This window comes from Collinsella sp. AF39-11AT, assembly GCF_003474585.1.
GTDB lineage: Bacteria > Actinomycetota > Coriobacteriia > Coriobacteriales > Coriobacteriaceae > Collinsella.
The window spans coordinates 240,050-260,619 of record NZ_QROG01000001.1; the positions used below are offsets into that span (position 1 = coordinate 240,050).

The 20,570-nt window shown below is 58.7% G+C and carries 16 protein-coding genes and 1 pseudogene; 4 read left to right on the forward strand and 13 right to left on the reverse strand.

The annotated features are described in order from the left end of the window. The first annotated feature begins 394 nt into the window (after positions 1-394). The gene (locus DW037_RS01130; protein ID WP_117563855.1) at positions 395-1,333 is read left to right on the forward strand and encodes a helix-turn-helix domain-containing protein; all 939 of its coding nucleotides are present in this window, start codon (positions 395-397) and stop codon (positions 1,331-1,333) included. 514 nt (positions 1,334-1,847) lie between these two features. On the opposite strand, the gene DW037_RS01135 is transcribed toward DW037_RS01130, so the two are convergent. Together DW037_RS01135 and DW037_RS01140 are read right to left on the reverse strand one after the other, a co-directional pair. Then, a complete protein-coding gene (locus tag DW037_RS01135) occupies positions 1,848-4,613 on the reverse strand; it encodes an ABC transporter permease (protein WP_233505711.1) in 2,766 nt (921 codons plus the stop codon). A 5-nt stretch (positions 4,614-4,618) separates the two neighbouring features. Then, entirely contained in the window at positions 4,619-5,320 is a 702-nt protein-coding gene (locus DW037_RS01140; RefSeq protein WP_117629924.1) for an ABC transporter ATP-binding protein, read from the reverse strand. Positions 5,321-5,429: 109 nt separating this feature from the next. Between DW037_RS01140 and DW037_RS10870 the strand changes: the two are divergent. After that, positions 5,430-5,570: pseudogene (locus DW037_RS10870) on the forward strand (hypothetical protein); the annotation flags it as partial. 162 nt (positions 5,571-5,732) lie between these two features. On the opposite strand, the gene DW037_RS01150 reads toward DW037_RS10870, so the two are convergent. The 5 genes from DW037_RS01150 to DW037_RS01170 all read right to left on the reverse strand — a co-directional run bounded on the left by DW037_RS01150 (position 5,733) and on the right by DW037_RS01170 (position 11,112). Further along, positions 5,733-6,407 carry a TIGR00266 family protein gene (locus DW037_RS01150; protein ID WP_117629922.1) on the reverse strand — a complete coding sequence of 225 codons (675 nt, stop codon included), beginning with the start codon at positions 6,405-6,407 and terminating at the stop codon, positions 5,733-5,735. Between the two features lie 148 nt (positions 6,408-6,555). Continuing rightward, on the reverse strand, positions 6,556-7,056 hold the full coding sequence (locus tag DW037_RS01155; protein ID WP_117629921.1) for an ATP-binding protein: 501 nt from the start codon (positions 7,054-7,056) through the stop codon (positions 6,556-6,558). A 196-nt stretch (positions 7,057-7,252) separates the two neighbouring features. Further along, the gene (locus tag DW037_RS01160) at positions 7,253-7,828 is read right to left on the reverse strand and encodes a methylated-DNA--[protein]-cysteine S-methyltransferase (RefSeq protein ID WP_233505710.1); all 576 of its coding nucleotides are present in this window, start codon (positions 7,826-7,828) and stop codon (positions 7,253-7,255) included. Positions 7,829-8,523: 695 nt separating this feature from the next. After that, positions 8,524-9,549: an aspartate-semialdehyde dehydrogenase gene (locus DW037_RS01165; protein ID WP_117584158.1), complete on the reverse strand. Its 1,026-nt coding sequence runs from the start codon at positions 9,547-9,549 to the stop codon at positions 8,524-8,526. Positions 9,550-9,723: 174 nt separating this feature from the next. Then, positions 9,724-11,112, reverse strand: a complete 1,389-nt coding sequence (locus DW037_RS01170; RefSeq protein ID WP_118372648.1) for an aspartate kinase — start codon at positions 11,110-11,112, stop codon at positions 9,724-9,726. 104 nt (positions 11,113-11,216) lie between these two features. On the opposite strand from DW037_RS01170, the gene thrC reads away from it, so the two are divergent. Then, on the forward strand, positions 11,217-12,734 hold the full coding sequence (gene thrC / locus DW037_RS01175; protein ID WP_117584160.1) for a threonine synthase: 1,518 nt from the start codon (positions 11,217-11,219) through the stop codon (positions 12,732-12,734). Positions 12,735-12,936: 202 nt separating this feature from the next. Continuing rightward, positions 12,937-13,818, forward strand: a complete 882-nt coding sequence (gene thrB / locus DW037_RS01180; RefSeq protein WP_117584161.1) for a homoserine kinase — start codon at positions 12,937-12,939, stop codon at positions 13,816-13,818. A gap of 258 nt (positions 13,819-14,076) precedes the next feature. On the opposite strand, the gene yihA is transcribed toward thrB, so the two are convergent. The 6 genes from yihA to DW037_RS01210 all read right to left on the reverse strand — a co-directional run bounded on the left by yihA (position 14,077) and on the right by DW037_RS01210 (position 20,525). Beyond that, the gene (gene yihA, locus DW037_RS01185) at positions 14,077-14,667 is read right to left on the reverse strand and encodes a ribosome biogenesis GTP-binding protein YihA/YsxC (protein ID WP_117629919.1); all 591 of its coding nucleotides are present in this window, start codon (positions 14,665-14,667) and stop codon (positions 14,077-14,079) included. Positions 14,668-14,706: 39 nt separating this feature from the next. Continuing rightward, the gene (mtnN, locus tag DW037_RS01190; protein WP_117583513.1) at positions 14,707-15,447 is read right to left on the reverse strand and encodes a 5'-methylthioadenosine/S-adenosylhomocysteine nucleosidase; all 741 of its coding nucleotides are present in this window, start codon (positions 15,445-15,447) and stop codon (positions 14,707-14,709) included. Positions 15,448-15,527: 80 nt separating this feature from the next. Continuing rightward, positions 15,528-16,646 (reverse strand): serine hydrolase, encoded by a 1,119-nt coding sequence (locus DW037_RS01195; RefSeq protein ID WP_158571893.1) that lies wholly within the window; start codon positions 16,644-16,646, stop codon positions 15,528-15,530. Between the two features lie 294 nt (positions 16,647-16,940). Next, the gene (pflA, locus tag DW037_RS01200; protein ID WP_117583515.1) at positions 16,941-17,759 is read right to left on the reverse strand and encodes a pyruvate formate-lyase-activating protein; all 819 of its coding nucleotides are present in this window, start codon (positions 17,757-17,759) and stop codon (positions 16,941-16,943) included. A gap of 186 nt (positions 17,760-17,945) precedes the next feature. Continuing rightward, positions 17,946-18,800 (reverse strand): DegV family protein, encoded by an 855-nt coding sequence (locus tag DW037_RS01205; RefSeq protein ID WP_233503811.1) that lies wholly within the window; start codon positions 18,798-18,800, stop codon positions 17,946-17,948. Positions 18,801-19,076: 276 nt separating this feature from the next. Further along, entirely contained in the window at positions 19,077-20,525 is a 1,449-nt protein-coding gene (locus DW037_RS01210) for a glycoside hydrolase family 32 protein (RefSeq protein ID WP_117583517.1), read from the reverse strand. Between the last annotated feature and the right edge of the window lie 45 nt (positions 20,526-20,570).

Genomic DNA, 20,570 nt, shown 5'->3' on the forward strand with positions numbered 1-20,570 from the left:
CCCGACGTATTTCGATTTGGCTCCTCCCTTGACTCCGTCAAAGGTCGCCAATCGAAATCGTCGGGCGGGGTCGGAGGGTCCTGCGTTTACATACTCGCCGGGGCTATTCGTCTTCTTGCTGCGGGTGCCTGGGCTGGAATTGAGTTGCGGTGAAATAGTTCCTGCTTAGTCCACAAATGGCTGAATCCAAAAACTATTCCACCGCAACTTACTGAGTGGGGGCTCTTGGCTGCTACTTGCACTGACATTTGTCCTGAAATGGCTGGTCGTTAGGGATTGCTACCGGTAGTTGCGGTAGGGTTGGGGCAGATTCTAACTAGAAATGGTGGTCGCTACCGGTTGTTCTCGGCATACTCGGCTCATTCGATTCGACCATCAAACGAAAGGAACCACCATGGATCTTGCGATGGCGCAGCGGCTCGTTGATCGCCGCAAGGCTGCCGGGCTTTCTCAGGAGGCGCTTGCCGCCCAGCTGGGTGTGAGTCGTCAGGCTGTCAGTAAATGGGAGCGCAGCGAATCCTCGCCCGATACCGATAACCTTATTGCGCTCGCCGCGCTGTATGGCGTGTCGCTGGATGAGCTGCTGTATGGGGAGGCGGTGGCTAGCGCTGATGACTCACAGGCTGATGATGAGGCGCAGAACAGCAACGCCGGCACCAAAGCTTCAGATAAGGCTGAAGAGGCTGAGGCTTCTACTGAGCACGCTGATTGCAGCGATAAGCCACTTGTCGATATTTCCCTCGCGCGCGGTATCCACGTCATTGATCCCAATAAAGGCGAGGAAGTCCATGTTGGTTGGAGCGGCATCCATGTGACCAACGAGCGCAAGGGCGAAGAGGTGCATGTGGGGCCGGACGGCGTGCATATCGATACGCTTGAGGACGATGGACATAGCGTACGCACCAATGACGACGGCACCGTCACCATCGACGGCGAGACGTTTTCCAGCTGGAAGGAAGCACACGACAAGCTCGACCATCATGGCAAGCATTTCCACACCAAGGTCGGACGTGCATGGAACAAATTCCCCTTCCCCGCACTTGTCACTCTCGCCTATCTGGTGCTCGGCATTGTCTACGGTACATGGGGCATGGGGCTTTTCCTCGTCTTTCTGGTTCCCGTCTACTACGCGATTGGTGACTTCATCGATCGGCGCCACCTGTCTAAGCTGATCGAGGCCATCTACCCGGCAGCCGCCATCGCTTGGTTCCTCTACATGTGGCTCTGTTTGGGACAGCCCCATCCTGCATGGATCATCCTCATCACGATTCCCGTCATAAAGGCGCTCATGCGCTGGTGCCGCAAACAATGGAAGCACCGCAAACAGGCCTAACACGCTCCGACCCACCAGCACCCAACCGCCCCCGCCCTTCTCCTAAGTTGCGGTGAGATAGGGACTGTTTTGAAGCTCCAAAGCGCCAAACAGTCCGTATATCACCGCAACTTACAAACAACTGGGTCAGTTCCGGCACGGAGATTAGCATTGAGCTGACCGCGCGCCAAGAAAAGGGCCTATTTACTACGTTTAACTCGAGAGGGCCGACCATACCCGCCTTTTCCGAAAACTGGCAAGCCATCTACCTGCGGTTTTAATTTCATAATCTTTGTCACGGTCGAGGGTGTGGTAGCAAACGTAGTAGATAGGCCCATTTTGTGGCATACGACCCATACAAGCCCAATCTCGAAGGCCAAAGAGAGTCTCTCATCCACGCCTGCGAGCGAAAACCAAATAGAATGAAAGGCAAATGGAAAGCCCGTTTGACGGGGCAAACGCCGGGCCACCTAATGGTTGTCCGGCGTTTGCCCCGATAAAACCTGCCAAAATAAACCTGTCCCTTTTTGGCAGGCTACTCGGCGCTCTTGAGGGCGCCGACCATGTCGATCTTATTGAGGGTGCGATTGGTAGCGAGGTTGACGATGATCGTAAAGCCGAAGGAAAGCACCACGGCAAGCACGTAGCTCAGCGGCTCGACTTCGACGTCAAAGTACAATGACGGCATCTGCAAGATGTACGTAAAGCTCTCGGCCAGCGCACCACCCAGCGGTACGCCCAGCGCGGCGCCAATCGCCGTGAGGATCAGCGTCTCCTTGTTAACGTAGTGGTGTACCTCACCACGACGGAAGCCCAGCACCTTGATAGTCGCCAGCTCGCGTTCGCGCTCCGAGATGTTGGTGTTAGACAACGTGAATACCACCACAAACGACAGGCACGCCGCCATAAAGGTCACAAGCACCACGACCGAATTGATAATCGTAAAGTTTGCCTCATAGTTTTCCCAATGCTCGGCGGTACTCGACAGCGTAATCCAACCATCGCTCTTAAGACGGTTGGTAAACGCAATCTGATCGGCCGACGAACCCTTAAGCAGCGCAAGGATGCCGTTGAGGCGCGCGCTTCGACCGAATGCGCGCTCATAGGTGCTCTGCGTCATGTAAAGCGTGTTGCCCAGATAGTTGAGCGAAATGTCGCTGACCTTGACCTTGGCAACATTGAGCGACGAATCCTGGACGTGTGCCGTATCGCCCGGCTTGATCCCCAGCACCAGCTGAGAGCTCTTGCTCAAATACACATCTCCGCCACGCAGGGCGAGCAGTTCTTTGGACTCGTCCTCGAGACACACGTAGTCGTCCAGGTCGTTCGCGCGGTCATCGGGCACCACGATCAGTTGCACGGTCTCGCTCTTGCCGCCAAATGTAAAGGTGACGTTGTCGGTCATAATCGGCAGCGTCGAAGTCACGGTCACGTCGGAATCCTTGGCTGCGCTTCGCTCGTCGAGCGCCGCGCACGTCTGCGAAAAATCGTCGGGATTGGCGACCGCCAGCAGGTCGTAGCGCGTGATATGCCCGTACTGCTTGGGCGAAAGCGCCACCGACGTATCGCGGATGCCCATACCGCAGATCACGAGCGCCGTGCAGCCAGCGATACCGAAGATGGTCATAAAGGCGCGCTTTTTGTAGCGGAACAGGTTGCGTGCAGCGACCTTGTTCAAAAAGCCCATGCGGTGCCAGATAAAGCCAATGCGCTCGAGCAGAATGCGCGAGCCGGCGCGCGGAGCCTTGGGGCGCATGAGCGAGGCAGGGGTCTCGGCCATCTCGTGGCGGCAGGCGATAATCGTGGCTCCCACCACGCCCACGGCAAACAGCGCCACCGAAACGATCGAGGACACGATGTCGTACGAAAGCAGCATCTGGGGCAGCGAGTACATGTCGTCGAACACCGTAAACAAGAACAGCGGCAGACCCACAAATCCGATGATATTGCCGAGCACGCCACCGATCAGACACGCCCACAGCGAGTAGTCCACATATTTGGACAGGATGCGCCCGCGTGAATAGCCGAGCGCCTTGTACAGGCCAATAAGCGTGCGCTCCTCCTCGACCATGCGGGTGGCGGTGGTGAGACTGATAAGCACGGCGACGATAAAGAAGATGAACGGGAACACCGTGGCGATGGCCTCGATCGAAGAACTATCGCTCTCGACGCTCGAGTAGCTTGCGATATTGCCGCGGTCCTGGATGTACCAGGTGCATTCGCCCAGGTCAGAGAGCTCGGCGCGGGCATCGGCAAACTGCTGGTCGGCGGCGGCACGGCGCTGGTCCAGGTCGGCTTGCGCCTGCGCACGCTCGTCGCTGCCCTCGGCCATGCGATTGATGTTGTCCTGCTCGATCCCAAAGACCATATTCGCCTGACGCTCAGCTGCGTCCAAGCTCGCCGGTGTGTCGACCGTCAGCTCCTGGGCGCGCGCCTTCTCACGCTCCTCGCGGATCTTCTCGATATTGCCCTTGACCTCATTGATCTTTGCCGAGTAGGCATCCGAATAGGAGTTGAGGCTCTTGGCTCCCTCGACGACCACGTGGACAGCGGAGTAGGAAGAAGATGTCGCGGCATCCTCGCTCACGTAGAACTTGTAGTCCGCAGTCGAAGCAGCGCGAAAGGCGTTGACTGTCGAGTCGGAGCTCACGTCGGTAGGATCGAGAACCTCGGCCGTGATGGTGTAGTCCCCATCGGCAAACTGGTCCTTGGCGCTTTGGTTCGACGAGCTCGCATCGTTGGCGGCAAAGCTCACCGTATCGCCGATTTTCTTGCCCGAAGCCTTCAAAAAACGTGAGGTCACTGCCACTTCGCCCGAAGTCTCGGGCAGCTCGCCGCGCACTAGCACCGGTTGGTCAATATTCTCTTTGGAGAGGCTCTGTACGACGACACGCTCGCGCGTCGTACCCACGGCGGTATAGGCGGTCTCGGTATAGATGCCCTCGGCCGTCTCGACGCCATCGACCTCTTGGATCGCGGCAATATCGTCACCGGTCAGACCATAGGTCGACTGCACGTTGATGTCATAGACATTCTGCTGGTCAAAATAGGCGTCGACCGAATCACACAGGTCCTCGCAGCCCGCCTTAAGGCCGCACATCACGCTCACGCCAAGCGCGGTGATCACAACGATAGACAAGAAGCGTTTGAGGCTGCCGCGAATCGTGCGGTAGATGCCACGGCGAAAAACCGTCGGCACCATATCGTTTGAGCTTTGGGCGGTACGGTAGGTCGTAAAATCCTGCTCGCGCTCCGTGTTCTGCGCGTCGCGGCGTTGACTGTTTTGGCGGTCCTGATTCATGGGCGCTACCACTCGATCGTCTCGATAGGCACAGGATTTTGCTGGATCGTCTCGCTCTCCACGCGGCCGCTCTTAAAGCGGATCAGGCGATCGGCCATGGGCGCCAGCGCAGAGTTGTGGGTGATGATGATGACCGTAATGCCTTGCTTGCGGCAAGTGTCCTGTAGCAGCTGCAAGATCTGCTTGCCGGTTTTGTAGTCGAGTGCACCCGTAGGCTCGTCGCACAAAAGCAGCTTGGGGTTCTTAGCCAGCGCGCGGGCGATGGATACGCGCTGCTGCTCGCCGCCCGAAAGCTGCGCCGGAAAGTTAGCGAGGCGGTCGCCCAGGCCAACCTGGCGAAGCGTTTGCTCGGCATCGAGCGAATCGGGGCAGATCTGCGCCGCGAGTTCGACGTTCTCAAGCGCCGTCAGGTTAGGGACCAGATTGTAGAACTGAAAGACAAAGCCAACATCGGCGCGACGGTATTCCACAAGCTGAGCCTCGTTGGCAGAGCTCACGTCACGCCCGTCCACCGTCACGGTGCCAGAAGTTGCCGTGTCCATGCCGCCCAGAATGTTGAGAGCCGTGGTCTTGCCGGCACCCGAAGCACCCAAAATGATGGCGAGCTCGCCGCGCTCGACCGTAAAGCTCGCGCCGTCGAGCGCGTGGATGCGGGCATCGCCCTCGCCGTATGCCTTGATGACGTCTTTGAATTCGATATAGGCCATCGATTAATTCCCATCTGGTCGGATAACTCTTTAGTATTACCCATTTCGCACCGACCAAAAAGGGACAGGTTTATTTTGGCAGGTTTTATAAGGGGAAACGTACCTCTTTGGGGGCAGCGCGGGACGCGCAGGGGCGGCCGTGCAGATCGGCACAGCCGTCTCACGTGGAATCGACCGACGCCCGCCTTTCCGTGACACCGGCAACTCGTTTTTGCTTGTTGGCATGGCCGCCATTATGACTTGGGACTGAGCACTCAAATTCTCACTCCTCATTGCCACGCTTGCCGCAAGCTATCAGGGTGACGAGATGACGACGCTCGCTGTAGCAGCGCAGCCACACTCTATAAGCGAGGCGTTTGCCAGCAAAAAAGCGCGCGACAGGGTAAGCCCGCCGCGCGCTATCCTATGCGGACTAGTTATTGTTGTTGGTCATCGAGGCCACTGCTGCCGCAAGATTGGAAATGGGCATCGTCTGCAACCAGATGCGACCGGGACCGGTGAGCACGGTGTTGAACACGCCCTCGCCACCAAACATGATGTTTTTGACGCCCTTGACCATTTGAGCGTCGATGCTCACGGTCTCCTCAAAGCCGGCCACGTTGCCGGTATCCACAATCATCTGCTGGCCAGCAGCGAGCTCGTACTCAACCAGGTCGCCGTCGATCTCGGCAAAAGCAACACCCGAGCCCGTGAGCTTCTGCATGATAAAGCCCTCGCCGCCAAAGACGCCGGCCTTTGCCTTCTTGTTAAAGTGAATGCTCAACTCGACGCCACTTTCCGCGGCAAGGAACGAACGCTTCTGCAAAATCCAGCTCTTGCCCGGACCGATCTCGATTGGCACGATGCGGCCGGGGAAGCAGGAGCCAAACGCGATCATGCCATCGCCACGCGCGGTCCAAATGTTTTGGAACAATGCCTCACCCGAAAAAGCCTTGGAGAACATCTTGCCGATGCCACCGCCCGAGGTAGACATTTCCATGTTGGGGGTCATCCAAGCCATGGCGCCGCTTTCGGTGATCATGGATTCGCCATCGCTAAGGTTGCACGTAACAACCGGGAAAGCCCCTCCGCCGATCTCGTACTGCATGACCGTCTCCTTTCCACTCAGGAGCCGAATAACGATGCCTATATTTTAGCAGGTAGAGATGCATATGTTCACACCGCCCATGCCCTCTCCTGCGGACGTTTCCCCAGATAAAACCTGCCAAAATAAACCTGTTCCTTTTTGGCAGGTTTTAAAGGCAAACGGTGAAGGTGATCTGGTTGCCGTGACCGGATACGGTGGCGGCGCCTCCATGGGCCTCGGCGATGGCACGCACCACGGACAGGCCCACGCCCGAGCCACCCGTCTTGGAGCTGCGCGACGCATCCGCACGATAGAAGCGATCGAACAATCGGTCCAGGTCGCCCTCGGGCAGCTCGTCCACGGCGTTCGATACGACAAGCTCGGCGGCGCCCTTGCCTTTGCCGTGCGAAACGGCGCACAGGCTCAGCTCAATCACGCTGCCCTCGCTCGCATAGCGCGTGGCGTTGTCCAGTAGCAACTCAACCACCTGCGCCACCGCCGCGGCATCGGCATGGGTCCGCACGCCGGTCGCAATCGACGTCGACAGGCGTTTACCGCCTGAGACCGCCACCGACTTAAACGGCGCCGCCGTCTTGTTCACCGCCTCCGAAAGATCGATCGACGCCATGGTAAAGCCCGCCGAGCCCTCGTCCATGCGTGCCAAGAACACCAAGCGCTCCGTGAGCGCCGATAATAGCGCACCCGCACTCGCCTTAGTGCTGCCTTAGCAGGTCGATGAGCATATTTAAAAAAGCAAGGTTATAGCTTAGTCGGACTTAAGGAACGGGCGGCTTCACATCTCGCCCTGCAAACAACGCCCGTACAGCGAGCGCGCTTGCCGCATGGGCGTTGCGGCCGCCTGCAGCTTATAGATAGGCACCCTCGAGGCGCAGCAGCCACTCCTTGCGATCCAGTCCACCGGCGTATCCGTTGAGCGATCCGTCGGCCGCGACCACGCGATGGCACGGCACGATAATCGAAATAGGGTTGCGAGCGACCGCAGCCCCCACCGCGCGAGGAGATACAACGGGCGCTTCATTTCCCGGCACACGATGTCGAGCCGCAACACGCTGGGCGATCTCGCCATACGTAGCGACCTCGCCACGCGGGATCGAAAGCAGCTCAAACCAAACCTCACGCTGAAACGCCGTGCCGATCATATGCAACGGCGGCGTAAACCGAGGTTCCTGCCCTGCAAAATAAGCATTCAGCCAAGCCCAGGAACGCTCAAGCACCGAAGAGGCCGCACCATTTGCCGGACTCACCGACGACATGCCACCAGTACCGGAAACCGCATCGACGCCTTCAACATGTTCGGAGTCTTCACGGAGAAGCGTGGAGCCAAAGTGCTCCTGCCCCTCAAACCAAAGCCCCGTCAGACCGCGGCCATCAGCGGCAAGCAGGATTTCGCCCAAAGGCGAAGCAAACGTCGTCGTGACCACCAGCGGCTCCTTTCAAAACTCCGCAACATAATACCGCGAATTGTGCAGACAACCCCCGCAGATACGTCCGGGCGGGCTCGCAATTACTTCAGCGAGGCTGTTTTTCCCAATCAAGCGAAGAAGACGCGGGGCTTCGACGCCAGGGCGGTACCCCCGCCAGCTGAGCTCTAATACTTTTCCCGAGAAGTGAACGAGTAAAAACGAAGTCCCGGAGCATCCACACCTTTAGACCGCAAAACCGCAGGATTCGCGCTGCAAAACCGCAGGAAATAGCGGTCAAAATATGCCAATGCTTCGGGGGTCCAAATAAGGTCCTTCACTTCTCGGGAAAGTATTAGACCTCAATTCGCACCAAGCCCAAAGTCACCCCAAGCAGCAGGCGCGAAGCGCCGCCGCTGCCGCCACGGCCCCGCAGTAGACCCAGGCGGCAGGCGCGAAGCGCCGAGGCCGCCGCCGGGACTAGGCCCCGCAACAACCACGTGCTCCCATATCAGCCCAGCGGCCCCAACCAACAACGGCCCCATCGCAAGCCGCTCGCAGCAACGTCACCGCAAGCGGGGGCCGGGCTTAGTTTTCAGAACACTCCGCAGACCAGTGTGGCGCCTTGTCCGCGGCTCCGAAGGAGCAGGACAAGGCGCCACACATGGTCGAGGACGTTCTGAAAACTAAACCCGGCCCCCGCCGGACAGGTCAACCTACTCGCAGAGCAGCTTAGCGATCTGGACAGCGTTGGTTGCCGCGCCCTTACGGATTTGGTCGCCGCAGCACCAGAAGGTAATGCCACGTGCGGCCTCGGGGTTCGAGATATCACGGCGCACGCGACCGACCCAAATCAGGTCCTGGTCGGAGGTGTCCATCGGCATGGGGAAGCGGTCGTGCGCATCCTCGGCACTCATGTCGTCAACCAGCTTGACGCCCGGAGCGGCGGCCAGCGCAGCACGGGCCTCCTCAACCGTAATGTCGCGCTCGAACTCGAGCGTAATGCTCTCGGAGTGCGAGCGCAGCACGGGCACGCGCACGCAGGTGCAGTTCACGCGCAGCTCGGGCAGGTGCATGATCTTGCGGCCCTCGTTTTGCAGCTTCATCTCCTCGGAGGTAAAGCCCTCCTCCTTGACGCCGCCAATCTGCGGAATCAGGTTGCTCGCCAGCTGGGCGGCAAAGGCGCGCGGCTCGGGAATCTCCTCACCACGGCCCAGAGCGGCCAGCTGAGCCTCGAGCTCGGCCATACCGGGAGTGCCAGCACCCGAAGCTGCCTGATACGTGGACACGATCATGCGCTTCACGCCGGCGAGCTGATGTAGCGGCCACGTGGGAACCAGGCCGATGATAGTCGCGCAGTTGGGGTTGGCGATCAAGCCGTGGTGCCACTTAATGTCATCGGCGTTAATCTCGGGCACGACCAGCGGCACCTCGGGATCCAGACGGAAGGCATGGCTGTTGTCGACCACGACGGCGCCGCGCTTGACGGCCTCGGGCAGCAGTTCCTTGGCGATATCGTCGCCGGCAGCGCCGAGTACGATGTCGCAGCCCTCAAAAGCCTCGGGGCAAGCCTCCTCAATCACAACCTGCTCGCCGCGGAACTCGACGGTCTTGCCCGCAGAGCGCGCGCTCGCCAGCAGCTTGAGCTTGCCAACCGGAAACTCCTGCTCGTTGAGGCACTCGAGCATCTGGGTGCCAACAGCTCCCGTCGCGCCCAAAATAGCAACCGTGTACTGTTTCATGCTTCCCCCTTTTAAGGTTGTGGCTTTTGCCCGCACGCCGAGCAGGCTGAATAGTCTTGCCCAGTTTATACAAAAACGGGACGGATATGAAACCCGCCCCGTCGAAACGAAACCGAAACGAAACGCCCCACGGTAGATTTTTGAGACATGACCCAAAAACCTACCGAGCAGTCACTACTTTTTGAGCGCGGCCGGGACGGGATCGACCGGCGCGGGAGCCTCCAGGTCGGAGACCTTCACAATGCCGTTCTCATCGGAGAAGGCGCGGTAAATGGTCCGAATCGCCAGGTCGAAGTCCTTCTCCTCGACACCGATAATGATGTTGATCTCGTCACAGCTCTGCGAAATCATACGCACGCTCACGCCGGCCTGGCCAAGCATGCCAAACAGGTGGCCCGAGATACCTGCGCGGCCGCGCAGGTTACGGCCGACGGTCGCGATGAGCGCCAAGCCCTCAACGACCTCGATCTCGAGCGGCTCGACCTCCTGCTGAATGTCGCCCACGAGCGAGTACAGCGAGTCGTGCACGTCCTGCTCCTGCACCACGGCGCCAAAGCGGTCGACACCGGTGGGCATGTGCTCGACGGAAACGTCATAGCGCTCGAAGACCGAAAGCGCGCGGCGCATAAAGCCGACACGCGGCTTGGTGCGGTCGCGGGCAACGTTGATGGCGACAAAGCCGCGCTTGCCGGTCACGCCGGTAATGATGGGCTCCGCCTCGCCCTCATCAGCCGTCTCGCTAATGATGGTGCCGGGGTCCTGCGGCGCATTGGTGTTCTTGATGACCAGCGGAATACCAGCCTCGCGCACGGGGAACACAGCTTCCTCGTGCAGGACGCTTGCGCCCATGTACGAAAGCTCGCGCAGCTCCTCGTAGGTAACGCGCGCAATGGGCTGAGCCTCGGGCACAATACGCGGATCGGCAGAATAGAAGCCCGAAACGTCGGTCCAGTTCTCGTACAGGTCGGCGCCCAGGCACTTGGCCAGGATCGAGCCCGAGATATCGCCGCCGCCACGATCGAGCAGCTTGATCTGGCCCTCACGCGTCGCGCCATAGAAACCGGGCATAACGAAGCCGCCCTGCTGACCGTACTCTTGCACCAGCTCGGAGGTGCGATTCATGCTGAGCGTACCGTCGTGATGGAACGCCACGACCGTCGCGGCGTCCAGGAACGGTAGGCCCAGGTACTCAGCCATCAGGCGAGCGGTAAAGTACTCGCCGCGGCTTACGAGCTCCTCAGTAGAGTAGCCACCGGAGCGAGCACGCTCGGCAAAGGCCGCAAACTCCTCACGGATGGGATAGGTGAGCTCCAGCTCGTCAGCGATATCAAAAAAGCGCTGGCCAATGTCCTCGAGCAGTTCCTCGCACGACACGTGGTACTTAACGTGCGCGTTAACCAGGTAGAGCAGGTCGGTCACCTTGGTGTCGCCCTTAAAGCGGCGACCGCAGGCGGAAACCACCACAAAACGGCGAGCCGGGTCGGCATCGACGATGGCCTTGATTTTCTTAAAGTGTTCGGCGTCGGCGACCGACGAGCCGCCAAACTTGGCAATCTTAATCATGGGCTGGAGGTTACCTTTCTAAAAAGCCTCTGCGAACCTATTTTGCGCGCTCTGATACCATGGGTTCACCGATTGGGACCAAGGTATCCGAGGAGCACTGTTATATGGGAACTTATCATAGTACACGAGGACGCACTTTATCATGCTCAAGTAAGGTGGCAATCCGCACCGGCATAGCTCCCGACGGGGGTTTGTTTGTCTCGGACGAGCTTGGCACCCAGCAGGTCGATATCAGCTCGCTTGCAGATAAATCGTACTTTGAAATCGCTCAAAATGTGTTGGGAATGTTACTGAACGATTACACGGACGAAGAAATTTCGGCGTGTGTCGACGAGGCATATCGTGGCACGTTCGCAAGTGAAGAGGTCACACCGCTCGTCAAACTCGATACAGCGCCGGGCACCGACGTCCCTCAAACCTATGTGATGGAGCTCTTTGGCGGCCCCACGAGCGCCTTTAAGGACGTCGCCCTGCAGATGCTCCCCCGCCTCATGGCCCGCACCTCCGCCAAGGACGGCGGCGCCGAGCGCATCATGATCGTCACCGCCACGTCGGGCGACACCGGCAAGGCCGCACTCGCCGGCTTTGCCGACGCCCCGGGCACGGGCATTACCGTCTTTTATCCCGAGGGCAAGGTCAGCCGCGTCCAGAACCTGCAGATGTCCACACAGGAGGGCGAAAACGTCGCCGTCTGCGGTATCCGCGGCAACTTTGACGACGCCCAGAGCGCCGTCAAGCGTATCTTTGCCGATAAGGAACTGGCCGAGCGCCTGAAGGCCGCCGGCACCGTGCTTTCGAGCGCCAACTCCATCAACGTCGGCCGCTTGGTGCCGCAGGTCGTCTACTACTTTGCCGCCTATGCGCAACTGCTACGCGCCGGCGCTATCGAGGCTGGCGACGCCGTAGAGTTCTGCGTGCCCACCGGCAACTTTGGCGATATCTTGGCCGGCTACTACGCCAAGCGCATGGGTCTGCCCGTCGCCAAGCTCGTCGTGGCGAGCGACAAGAACAACGTGCTTGCCGACTTCCTGACCACCGGCGTCTACGATCGCAACCGTCCGTTCTTCACGACCATCTCGCCGTCGATGGACATCCTCATCAGCTCTAACCTGGAGCGCATGCTGTACTTCCTGTCCAATGGCGACTGCGAGCTTGTTGCCGGCCTTATGGAGCAGCTGGCACAGACCGGCCGCTACGAGGTGACCGCCGAGCTGCTGGCCAAGATCCAGAGCGTGTTTGGCTGCGGCTGGGCCACCGAGGACGAGGTCCGCGCTGCCATCAAGAGCTGCTGGGGTGCGAACGGCTACATAATCGACCCGCACACCGCTTGCGGCTATCACGTCTTTGAGCAGGTCGCCCCCGCCGAGGGCGCCAAGGCCCGCGTGCTGCTTTCGACCGCCAGCCCCTACAAGTTCCCGCGCGCCTGCTGCGACGCTCTGGGCCTCAACGTTCCCGAGGATGATTTTGAGGCTATGCGTGTACTCGAGCAGGCCACCAACACGGTCGCCCCGACCCAGCTCGCCGAGCTCGAGTCCAAACCCGTCCGTTTCGAAGACGTCTGCGACGTAGCCGATATGGCCAACTACGTAGAGTCTGCAGCAAAAAAGATGACTTCCAACTAAAACCCCTTATTAAGCGCCGGCGAAAGCCGGCGCACCTTCTTTCATCAGATAACCCTCGGGATGATGGCGAACTGACATGCGGGTCTGCCTGTTTAGTTCGTCGCGAGTTCCGCACGAGCCGGAAAGCACTTAATGTGCTTTCCGAGCGAGCCAGGACTGCCCGAGCAGCGAACTAAACAGGCAGACCGCCCAGGAGATTCCCATGATCAAGATCACCGTCCCAGCAACAAGCGCCAACTTGGGCATTGGCTACGATACCCTCGGCATGGCCGTCAGCCTCTACTCGCACTTCACCTTCGAGCGCGCCGACAAGCTCACCATCACGGGCTGCCCCGAGGAGTTCCAAAACGAGAGCAACCTAGTCTACGTGAGCTTTGTGGATGCGCTGGCCGCATGGGGCGAGCCGGCCTTCCCCGTCGCCATCGACATTCAGACTGACGTTCCCGTCGCTCGTGGCCTGGGTTCCAGCTCCACCTGCGTTGTCGCTGGTATCATGGCCGCCGCCGCTTTAACGGGCCACACCGTCGACCGCGCCGAGCTCGTCCGCATTGCCACCGAGGTCGAGGGCCACCCCGATAACGTCGCCCCCGCTATCCTAGGCGGCGCCGTCTGCTCCTTTACGCCGACCGACTCGCTCCCCCAGTGCCTTCGCTACGAGGTGAGCGATCGCTTGCGTTTTATTACCGTGATTCCGCCCTACGAAGTACACACGAGTGAGGCGCGCAAGGTCGTGCCGCAGGAGATCCCGCTCTCCACCGCCGTGTGGCAGATGGGCCGCATCGCCGGCATGACGCGCGGTTTGGAGACTGGTGACCTGGACCTGATTGCCGCCGCTAATGACGACCGCATCCAGGAGCCCTATCGTCGCCGCCTGATTCCCGACTACAACGCTGTGCGCGACACCTGCCTTAACGGCGGCGCCAAGACCATCTGGATCAGTGGCTCCGGCTCGACCCTCATGGCCGTAACTGATGACACCATCGTGGCAAAGTTCCTGCAGGTCAAGCTGCGTGAGCAGTTCCCCAAGTGTGACACGCATATTCTGACGTGCGACACCGAGGGCGCTCAAATCGAGTACCTGTAGACATCGCCGATCGGTCTGTCCGGGCCACCCGGGGGCATCCCCTTAAAAACGTCCTCGCACTTGAGGCCCGCTTATCCTGCTCCTTCGGAGCATCGGATAGGCGGGCCTCGTGCTGCGGAATGTTTTTAAGGGGATGCCCCTGGGTGGCCCTATGGTAACGTGACTAGCGATGTCTACAGGGACCCACGCTTTGAAGGGGCGCCGGGCTGAAATTATGGCCTTTTATTGGTAGGGGCTCTTGCTAGGCTGGAGCCCTTACTAGAGGCAGGCCTCGGCGATGCGGCGTTTGAGTTCGTCGATGCCGGTGCCGGTTTGGGAGCTTGTGATGATTACGTTCTCGGCCGGGACGTTGAGCTGCTTTTTGATGGCTGCTGACTGGCGGGCCTGCTGGGTGCGGCTGAGCTTGTCGGCTTTGGTGAGGCAGACGATAAAGTTGAACTCGTTGCCTTGCAGGTAGTCGATCATGTCATGATCGAGCTTGCTGGGGTCGTGACGAATGTCAACCAGTGATACAACCAGGTTAAAGCTGCGCTCGGAGTCAAAGAAGTCGCCGATAAGCTCGGCCCAGCGATCGCGCTCAGCTTTGGAGCGACGGGCGAAACCGTAACCCGGCAGGTCGACAAAATGCACGTCATCGGCCTCAAAGAAGTTGATGTTGCTCGTTTTGCCCGGCGTACTCGAAACCTTGACCAGGTTCTTGCGGCCAAAAAGCTTGTTCATAATCGACGACTTGCCCACGTTGGAGCGGCCGACAAAGCTCACCTCGGGGCAGGTGGACTCGGGAATCTGCGAAACCTTGCCATAGCTGGCGACGAACTTGGCAAGCTGATAGTTAATGGAATCGGCCATGGACACTCCTTGGTCGTAGGTTTTTACAAAACGGGCGCGCTATTGCGCGGCGGCAATACGACGAACGATGTCAAGCGTGATGCCGCTCGCGGTGCGAGCGTACTCATCCAGATCGAACTCGCGCTCACAAAACGCGTCATATGCCTCGTCACAATTATCGCTGATAGCGCGCAGCACCAGGCAATCGACACCATTCTTGGCCGCGATGTGCGCAATTGCCGCGCCCTCCATCTCGACGCAATCGGCATGCGTGGCCTCAATCGCAGCGTTACGCATGGCGTCACCCGTAACAAAGCGGTCACCCGTGGCGATAGTGCCACACAGGAACTGCTTGGGGTCCTTCTCCGCAGAAGTCTCCTCCGTCGAGGCATCCACAAATCCATGCTCGGCAAGCACGGCGGCAGCAACATCAACCAACGCCGGCGTCGAGACAAACTCCTCGAGCCCCGGCGCCGACTCGGCAATGAGTGCCGTGTCAGTATCCAGATAGCGCAGGCACTTGCCAATAATCACGTCGTTAATATGGAGCTTAGGGTTTAGGCCGCCCGCGATACCCGAAAACACAACTGCCCGCGGGGCGTATTTGCTGATGAGATGCTGCGTTGCGGCGGCGGCATTCACGGTGCCCATGCCAGCGGTCGTGGCGACTACTGTCAGACCGTCAAGCTCGCCGCTTACAACGGTCAAGCCCGCCTCTTGCGACACATGAGCGCCGTTCAGTTCTTCTTTAATCTGCGTAACCTCTTTTTCGAGTGCGCCTATGATCGCGATGGTTGCCATGCCATCCCCCCAAATTCGTGCAAATTGCTTATCCACGGTATGGTACCAGCATTTTGGTTCTTTCACTTTTTACGAAGTCGCTAGGCCAACGAGGACCGCACATCATAGAGCGCCTTTGCAATCGCAGCCGTAACCTCGCTCGAGCGATCGCTCCACGGCATCGACGTCATGACGCTCATAACATAGCTATGGCCGTCGACGTCGATCAGTCCGGCATCGCATGTCGAATAGCAACCGTCCTCGCTGATCCAACCCGCCTTGTTGCGCACCAAGACCTGATCGTCCGCAATGCCATCGCGAATAAACGATCGGGTCGTAGAGGTCAGAAGGCCCGACAGCCATTGCGACGTCTCGGTGTCACAGCTCAAATACTCACTCATCTCGCACCACAACTTGGCCGAGGTGCGCGGGCAGTAGGTCGGAAAATCACTCATCGGATCCAGTGCCGTTTCGTTATCAACACCCAGGTTGGCAATCCAATCCTCATAGCCATCATGGTCAAACGCCGCGCGTAACGCGATAAACGAATCGTTGTCCGAGTTGACGACGGCATTCTCGATAAGGTCGCGTACCGTCTGCCAGCCCATGCTGTAACCACCATACGTGGCTAAAGCCCAATCGAGCGACACCTGCCCCGATTCGACCAACGTCTCGCAAATATAGAGCGCATACAGCGCCTTGTAACTGCTCGCTCCATACACCGCGACATCGGCGTTATACGTCACGCCCCTACCGCTCGATAGGTCGTAGAACACTACGCCTACGTCGCCCAGCTCCTGCGCCCGACTCAGGGCATCCTGGAGCGAGGTAAGGCTCTGATCCTCCAAGGTAGGAGTCTTGTTATCCACCAACGAGAAGGTTTGAACGGTATCACCCGAAGGGATATCGTTGAAGTCCGCCTTCGAAAGTCTCGTCTTGAGATCTGCCGTCGACAGAGCTTGATCTGCCGACGCTTTGGACTTTGAAACCTTCTCGTTTTGCAGCTGTACCGTTGACGCATCTGAGCGCACCGTTCGCTCCAAGGCGTGGGTTTTAACGGCAATTCCGAGGATAAAAACCGCTAACGCTAGCATTCCTATGGCGGCAATCTTCGCCCCGCGAAAGCGAGCGTCGGCAAGGCCGCGCGAAGACATGCCCTTCGTCTCATATCTGCTGCCATGCTGCGGCACATACTCGTCCCGCGATTTGCCCTTTCGCACGTGGTCTCCTGATTGTGCCCGTTCATATACGAGCAGCATAATACTGAGCAGCCATTTCTTTCCCAAATTGTTTGACACCGTTTAAGGCGTCTTTAAAGAAACCACAGGCGTATTTATCCAAATGGCACGATTCTGTTGCGCATCTCTGCCCAAAACGCAGTTGCGGTGAAATAGTTCCTGTTTGGACGGCATAGGCCGATACACAAGAACTATTCCACCGCAACTTGACGGGGCTCTTTAGCGATCAACTATGTGCCCGGGGCACTCATTTAAGTCTGTCCCCAATGAGTGCTGCTAGCCGATGGCGTTTTTGAGTTCCGCACGGCGCTTTTTCATGCCGGCCATGACGGCGTTGCGCAGCTCGGGCATGCGCGCGGTATCCATCTGGGGCACGCCCTCGAGCTTATAGGGAATACCCAGTTGCTCGTACTTGACGACACCCATCGTGTGATACGGCAGCATTTCCAGGCCCACCACGTTGTGCCATGGAGCGATCAGGCGACCGAGCTTCTCGCATTCCTCCGCCGTGTCGGTGATACCCGGCACCACCACATGGCGAATAACAACCTTAATCTTGCGACGGGCAAGCTCATCGCCAAACGCCAGGATGCGCGCAGGATCGCAACCGGTCAGCTTTTTATGCTCAACCGGATCGGCATGCTTGATGTCGAGCAGCACCATATCGGTCTCGTTGAGAACAGCATCGAACTTCTCCGGATGCTTGGGATCAAATGCATAGCCACAGCTGTCTAGGCAGGTGTGTACGCGGCCATCGGGGTTGTTGTGCATCACACGGAACAGGTCGGCCAAAAACTCGGGCTGCAGGAGCGGTTCGCCGCCCGAAACGGTAATGCCGCCGCTACGGTAGAACTCATGGTTGCTCTGGAACTCGTCCATGAGATGCTCGACGGTCACCATCGTGCCACCGTTAACAGACCAGGTATCGGGATTGTGGCAATACGCGCAGCGCATGGGACAGCCCTGAACAAACACCACAAAGCGGATGCCGGGACCGTCGACCGTACCCATCGTCTCAATCGAATGCACGCGGCCCAGGGCAAACGCAGAGTCCTCGGGACGAGCGTCCACACCCTCGAGCGTCATCTCAGCCATTCCCGCTACCTTGCCTCTCATTGGTTTTAGTTACATAAATGTCAGAGCCATTCTAGCCCATACGCATGATGGCAAAACGGTTTAGGGGTCAATTAGGTCGTCCTATTTTACTTCACGCAAAAGCGGCGGGAAGGTTGTCACAACCCGCCCGTCGCCGAGGCAATAGAAATCGATAGACGCCAGGCCTTACGCCTTAAGCGTGAGCACCGCACCGAAGGCGGTCGGGCCGCAATGGCTCGAGATGACACCGCCAACCTGAGTCCAGGTAATATCCTTAAAGCCCAGGTCATGCGCATAGACCTCCATGTCGTCGCGCAGCTCCTGGGAAAGGCCCACCGAATACGCCAGGCCAATGTGCGAGTAGTCGATCTCGCCCTTGGCAACCATGTGGTCAATAAAGGCGCGGGCGCACTTGAGCATAGAGCCGCGGAACTTCTTAGTCGCCACGAACTTGCCGCCCGTCACCTCAATGCAGGGCTTAATCTTGAGCAGATGGGCGCCTAGGAACGCGACGTTGGACAAGCGACCGCCCGCCTTAAGGAAGGCAAGGTCCGTAGGAACAAAGCCCAACAGCACGCGGTCCATGACGGAGTTCGTAAATGCAAAGATCTCGTCGACGGTGGCATCGGGGTGAGCCTCGATGTATTTGGCGGTCTCGACGACAACGAGCGACTGGCCCACCGAGACAAAGCGCGTGTCCATGGAGAACACGTAGTCGCGCCCCTGGGCCGCAATCTTTGAGGACTGATGCGAGCAGGTCGTGGCCTCGGAATACGCGAGATGCAGAATAGTCGCGTCGGGCTGCTCGGCGTGAATGCGGTCGTACACACGGGAGAAATCTGCCGGTGCGCAGCCACTGGTCTTGGGCATCACGCCAAACTCGTTGCAGCGCGAATAAATCTCGAGCGGATCGATCGAGCCGTCCTCGACGGTCTCGTCACCAATCGTGACATGCATGGGCACGCGCACGATGCCGTAGCGTTCGCAGAGCTCTGGCGTCACATCCGAACCAGATTCAACCACGATTACGTACTTGCCCATTCTTATCACGACCCATCTCGACATTGGTTTTTCAATACATGGCACGCGCCGCCGCACTGTTGCACAACGGCGTCCAAGCGCCAAAGAGACGCCGTCCCTTGCACATAACAAAGGACAGCGTCTCCCTGGAAAACTCCGTGCTTGGCTGAGATTTTACACGGTTTATAAATGAGTGTTACTTATCCCGCAAACGGTAGCTATACGCGATAAACGGTAGTTCGCTGCGGCAACTGCAACACATTCCGCCCAGCAAGTCCAATCGTGCCTCACGCATGGTTAATGCGCGAGGCGGTAGAAATCCATCGACGCCGCGCTCTCGGCATGCAACCCCATCGCCGGAACCGCCGGCGAATAGGTACGGCTCGTAAGTGCCGCCTCGCCGCCATTTGCAAAAATCTCGACCATCGTAGTGTCCGAAAGCACGCGCAGGTCGCGAAGCTCGCTGAGCTCGATCGACCTCTGGTCGCGCCCATAGCCTTCGTCACCCATGTCGAGGGTAAGCATCCCGTCTGCATAGCGCACAAAGACACCCTTGCGGATTTCGAGCTCGACCATCTTGGCGCCCTCACAGGAAACCACAACATCAAACAGGCGGCCCGGCTCCTCAACGGTTTCACCGCCTGTCGCGCGAACGCAGTCGCCGCGCATCCTCTCAATCTCGTGCGCCGGCTGCTGGCAGAGCTTACCATCGCGCATGCTCAGCTCTCGCGGCACCGTCAACGCGCACTGCCACCCGCGCGCCACCGTCGGGTTTTCTGCCGTCGCGTCGGGGCAACCCGACCATCCGATCATCAAACGCCGGCCTGCAGCATCCTCAAAGGACTGCGGAGCATAGAAATCAAAACCGGCATCGACCATCGGGGGCATGCCCTGCCCGACGATTTTAAAGCTCGGCGCCTCCCAATCGGCCTCGATGGAGAACCACACGCACTGATGCGGATTGCGGTAACGCCATCCATCGGCAGGCACACCCTGCGGACAGCAAACGAGAATAAGCTCACCATCGAGCTCGAACAGATCGGGGCACTCCCACATAAAGCCAAACTTCTCGCCCAGCTCAATACGCGTCGCATAGTTCCAGTCCTCTAGATCGCGCGAGGTATAGACAAGCACGCAGCCGCGATCGTCTTTCGTACGAGCGCCCAGAACCATGTAGTAGATACCGTCGTGCTCAAGGATCTTGGGGTCGCGCACGTGCGTACCGATATCGTCGGGGTAATCGACCGGTCCAACAGCTATGCACTTCTCGCCCAATTCGTCGGGATTCTCGGCAACCATATGAATCTGGTTTTGCTCACGACCCGTCAACACGTAGTCGTAATCATCGCGGTCAAAATGCTTGACGTTGCCGGTATAGAAGTAGTGAATCTTGCCATCGCGTACAAAGGCAGAACCAGAATACGCTCCGTTCGAATCCAAATCGGAATCGGGGAACAGCACGGAGCCATGATTCTCGTACGTCACAAAATCCTTTGTCGTCAGATGGTTCCAAAGCACTGGACCGCCATGCGCAGCATCGAACGGATCGTATTGATGATAGATGTGATACGTATCACCAATCTGAACCAAACCGTTGGGGTCGTTGAGCCAGCCAAGCTCAGGCTCCACATGGAACAGGAGCCTATCGGGGTCGGACGCGATGCGACCAGCCGTCTCATCCTGTCCGGCACGCCACTGCTCATAGTCCGCGCGTGTCACCTTATTTTTTTGATTAAACATCGCCATTGACTTTCTCGTCTATAGGGAAGGACGCTCGACTCGCACGAGCCG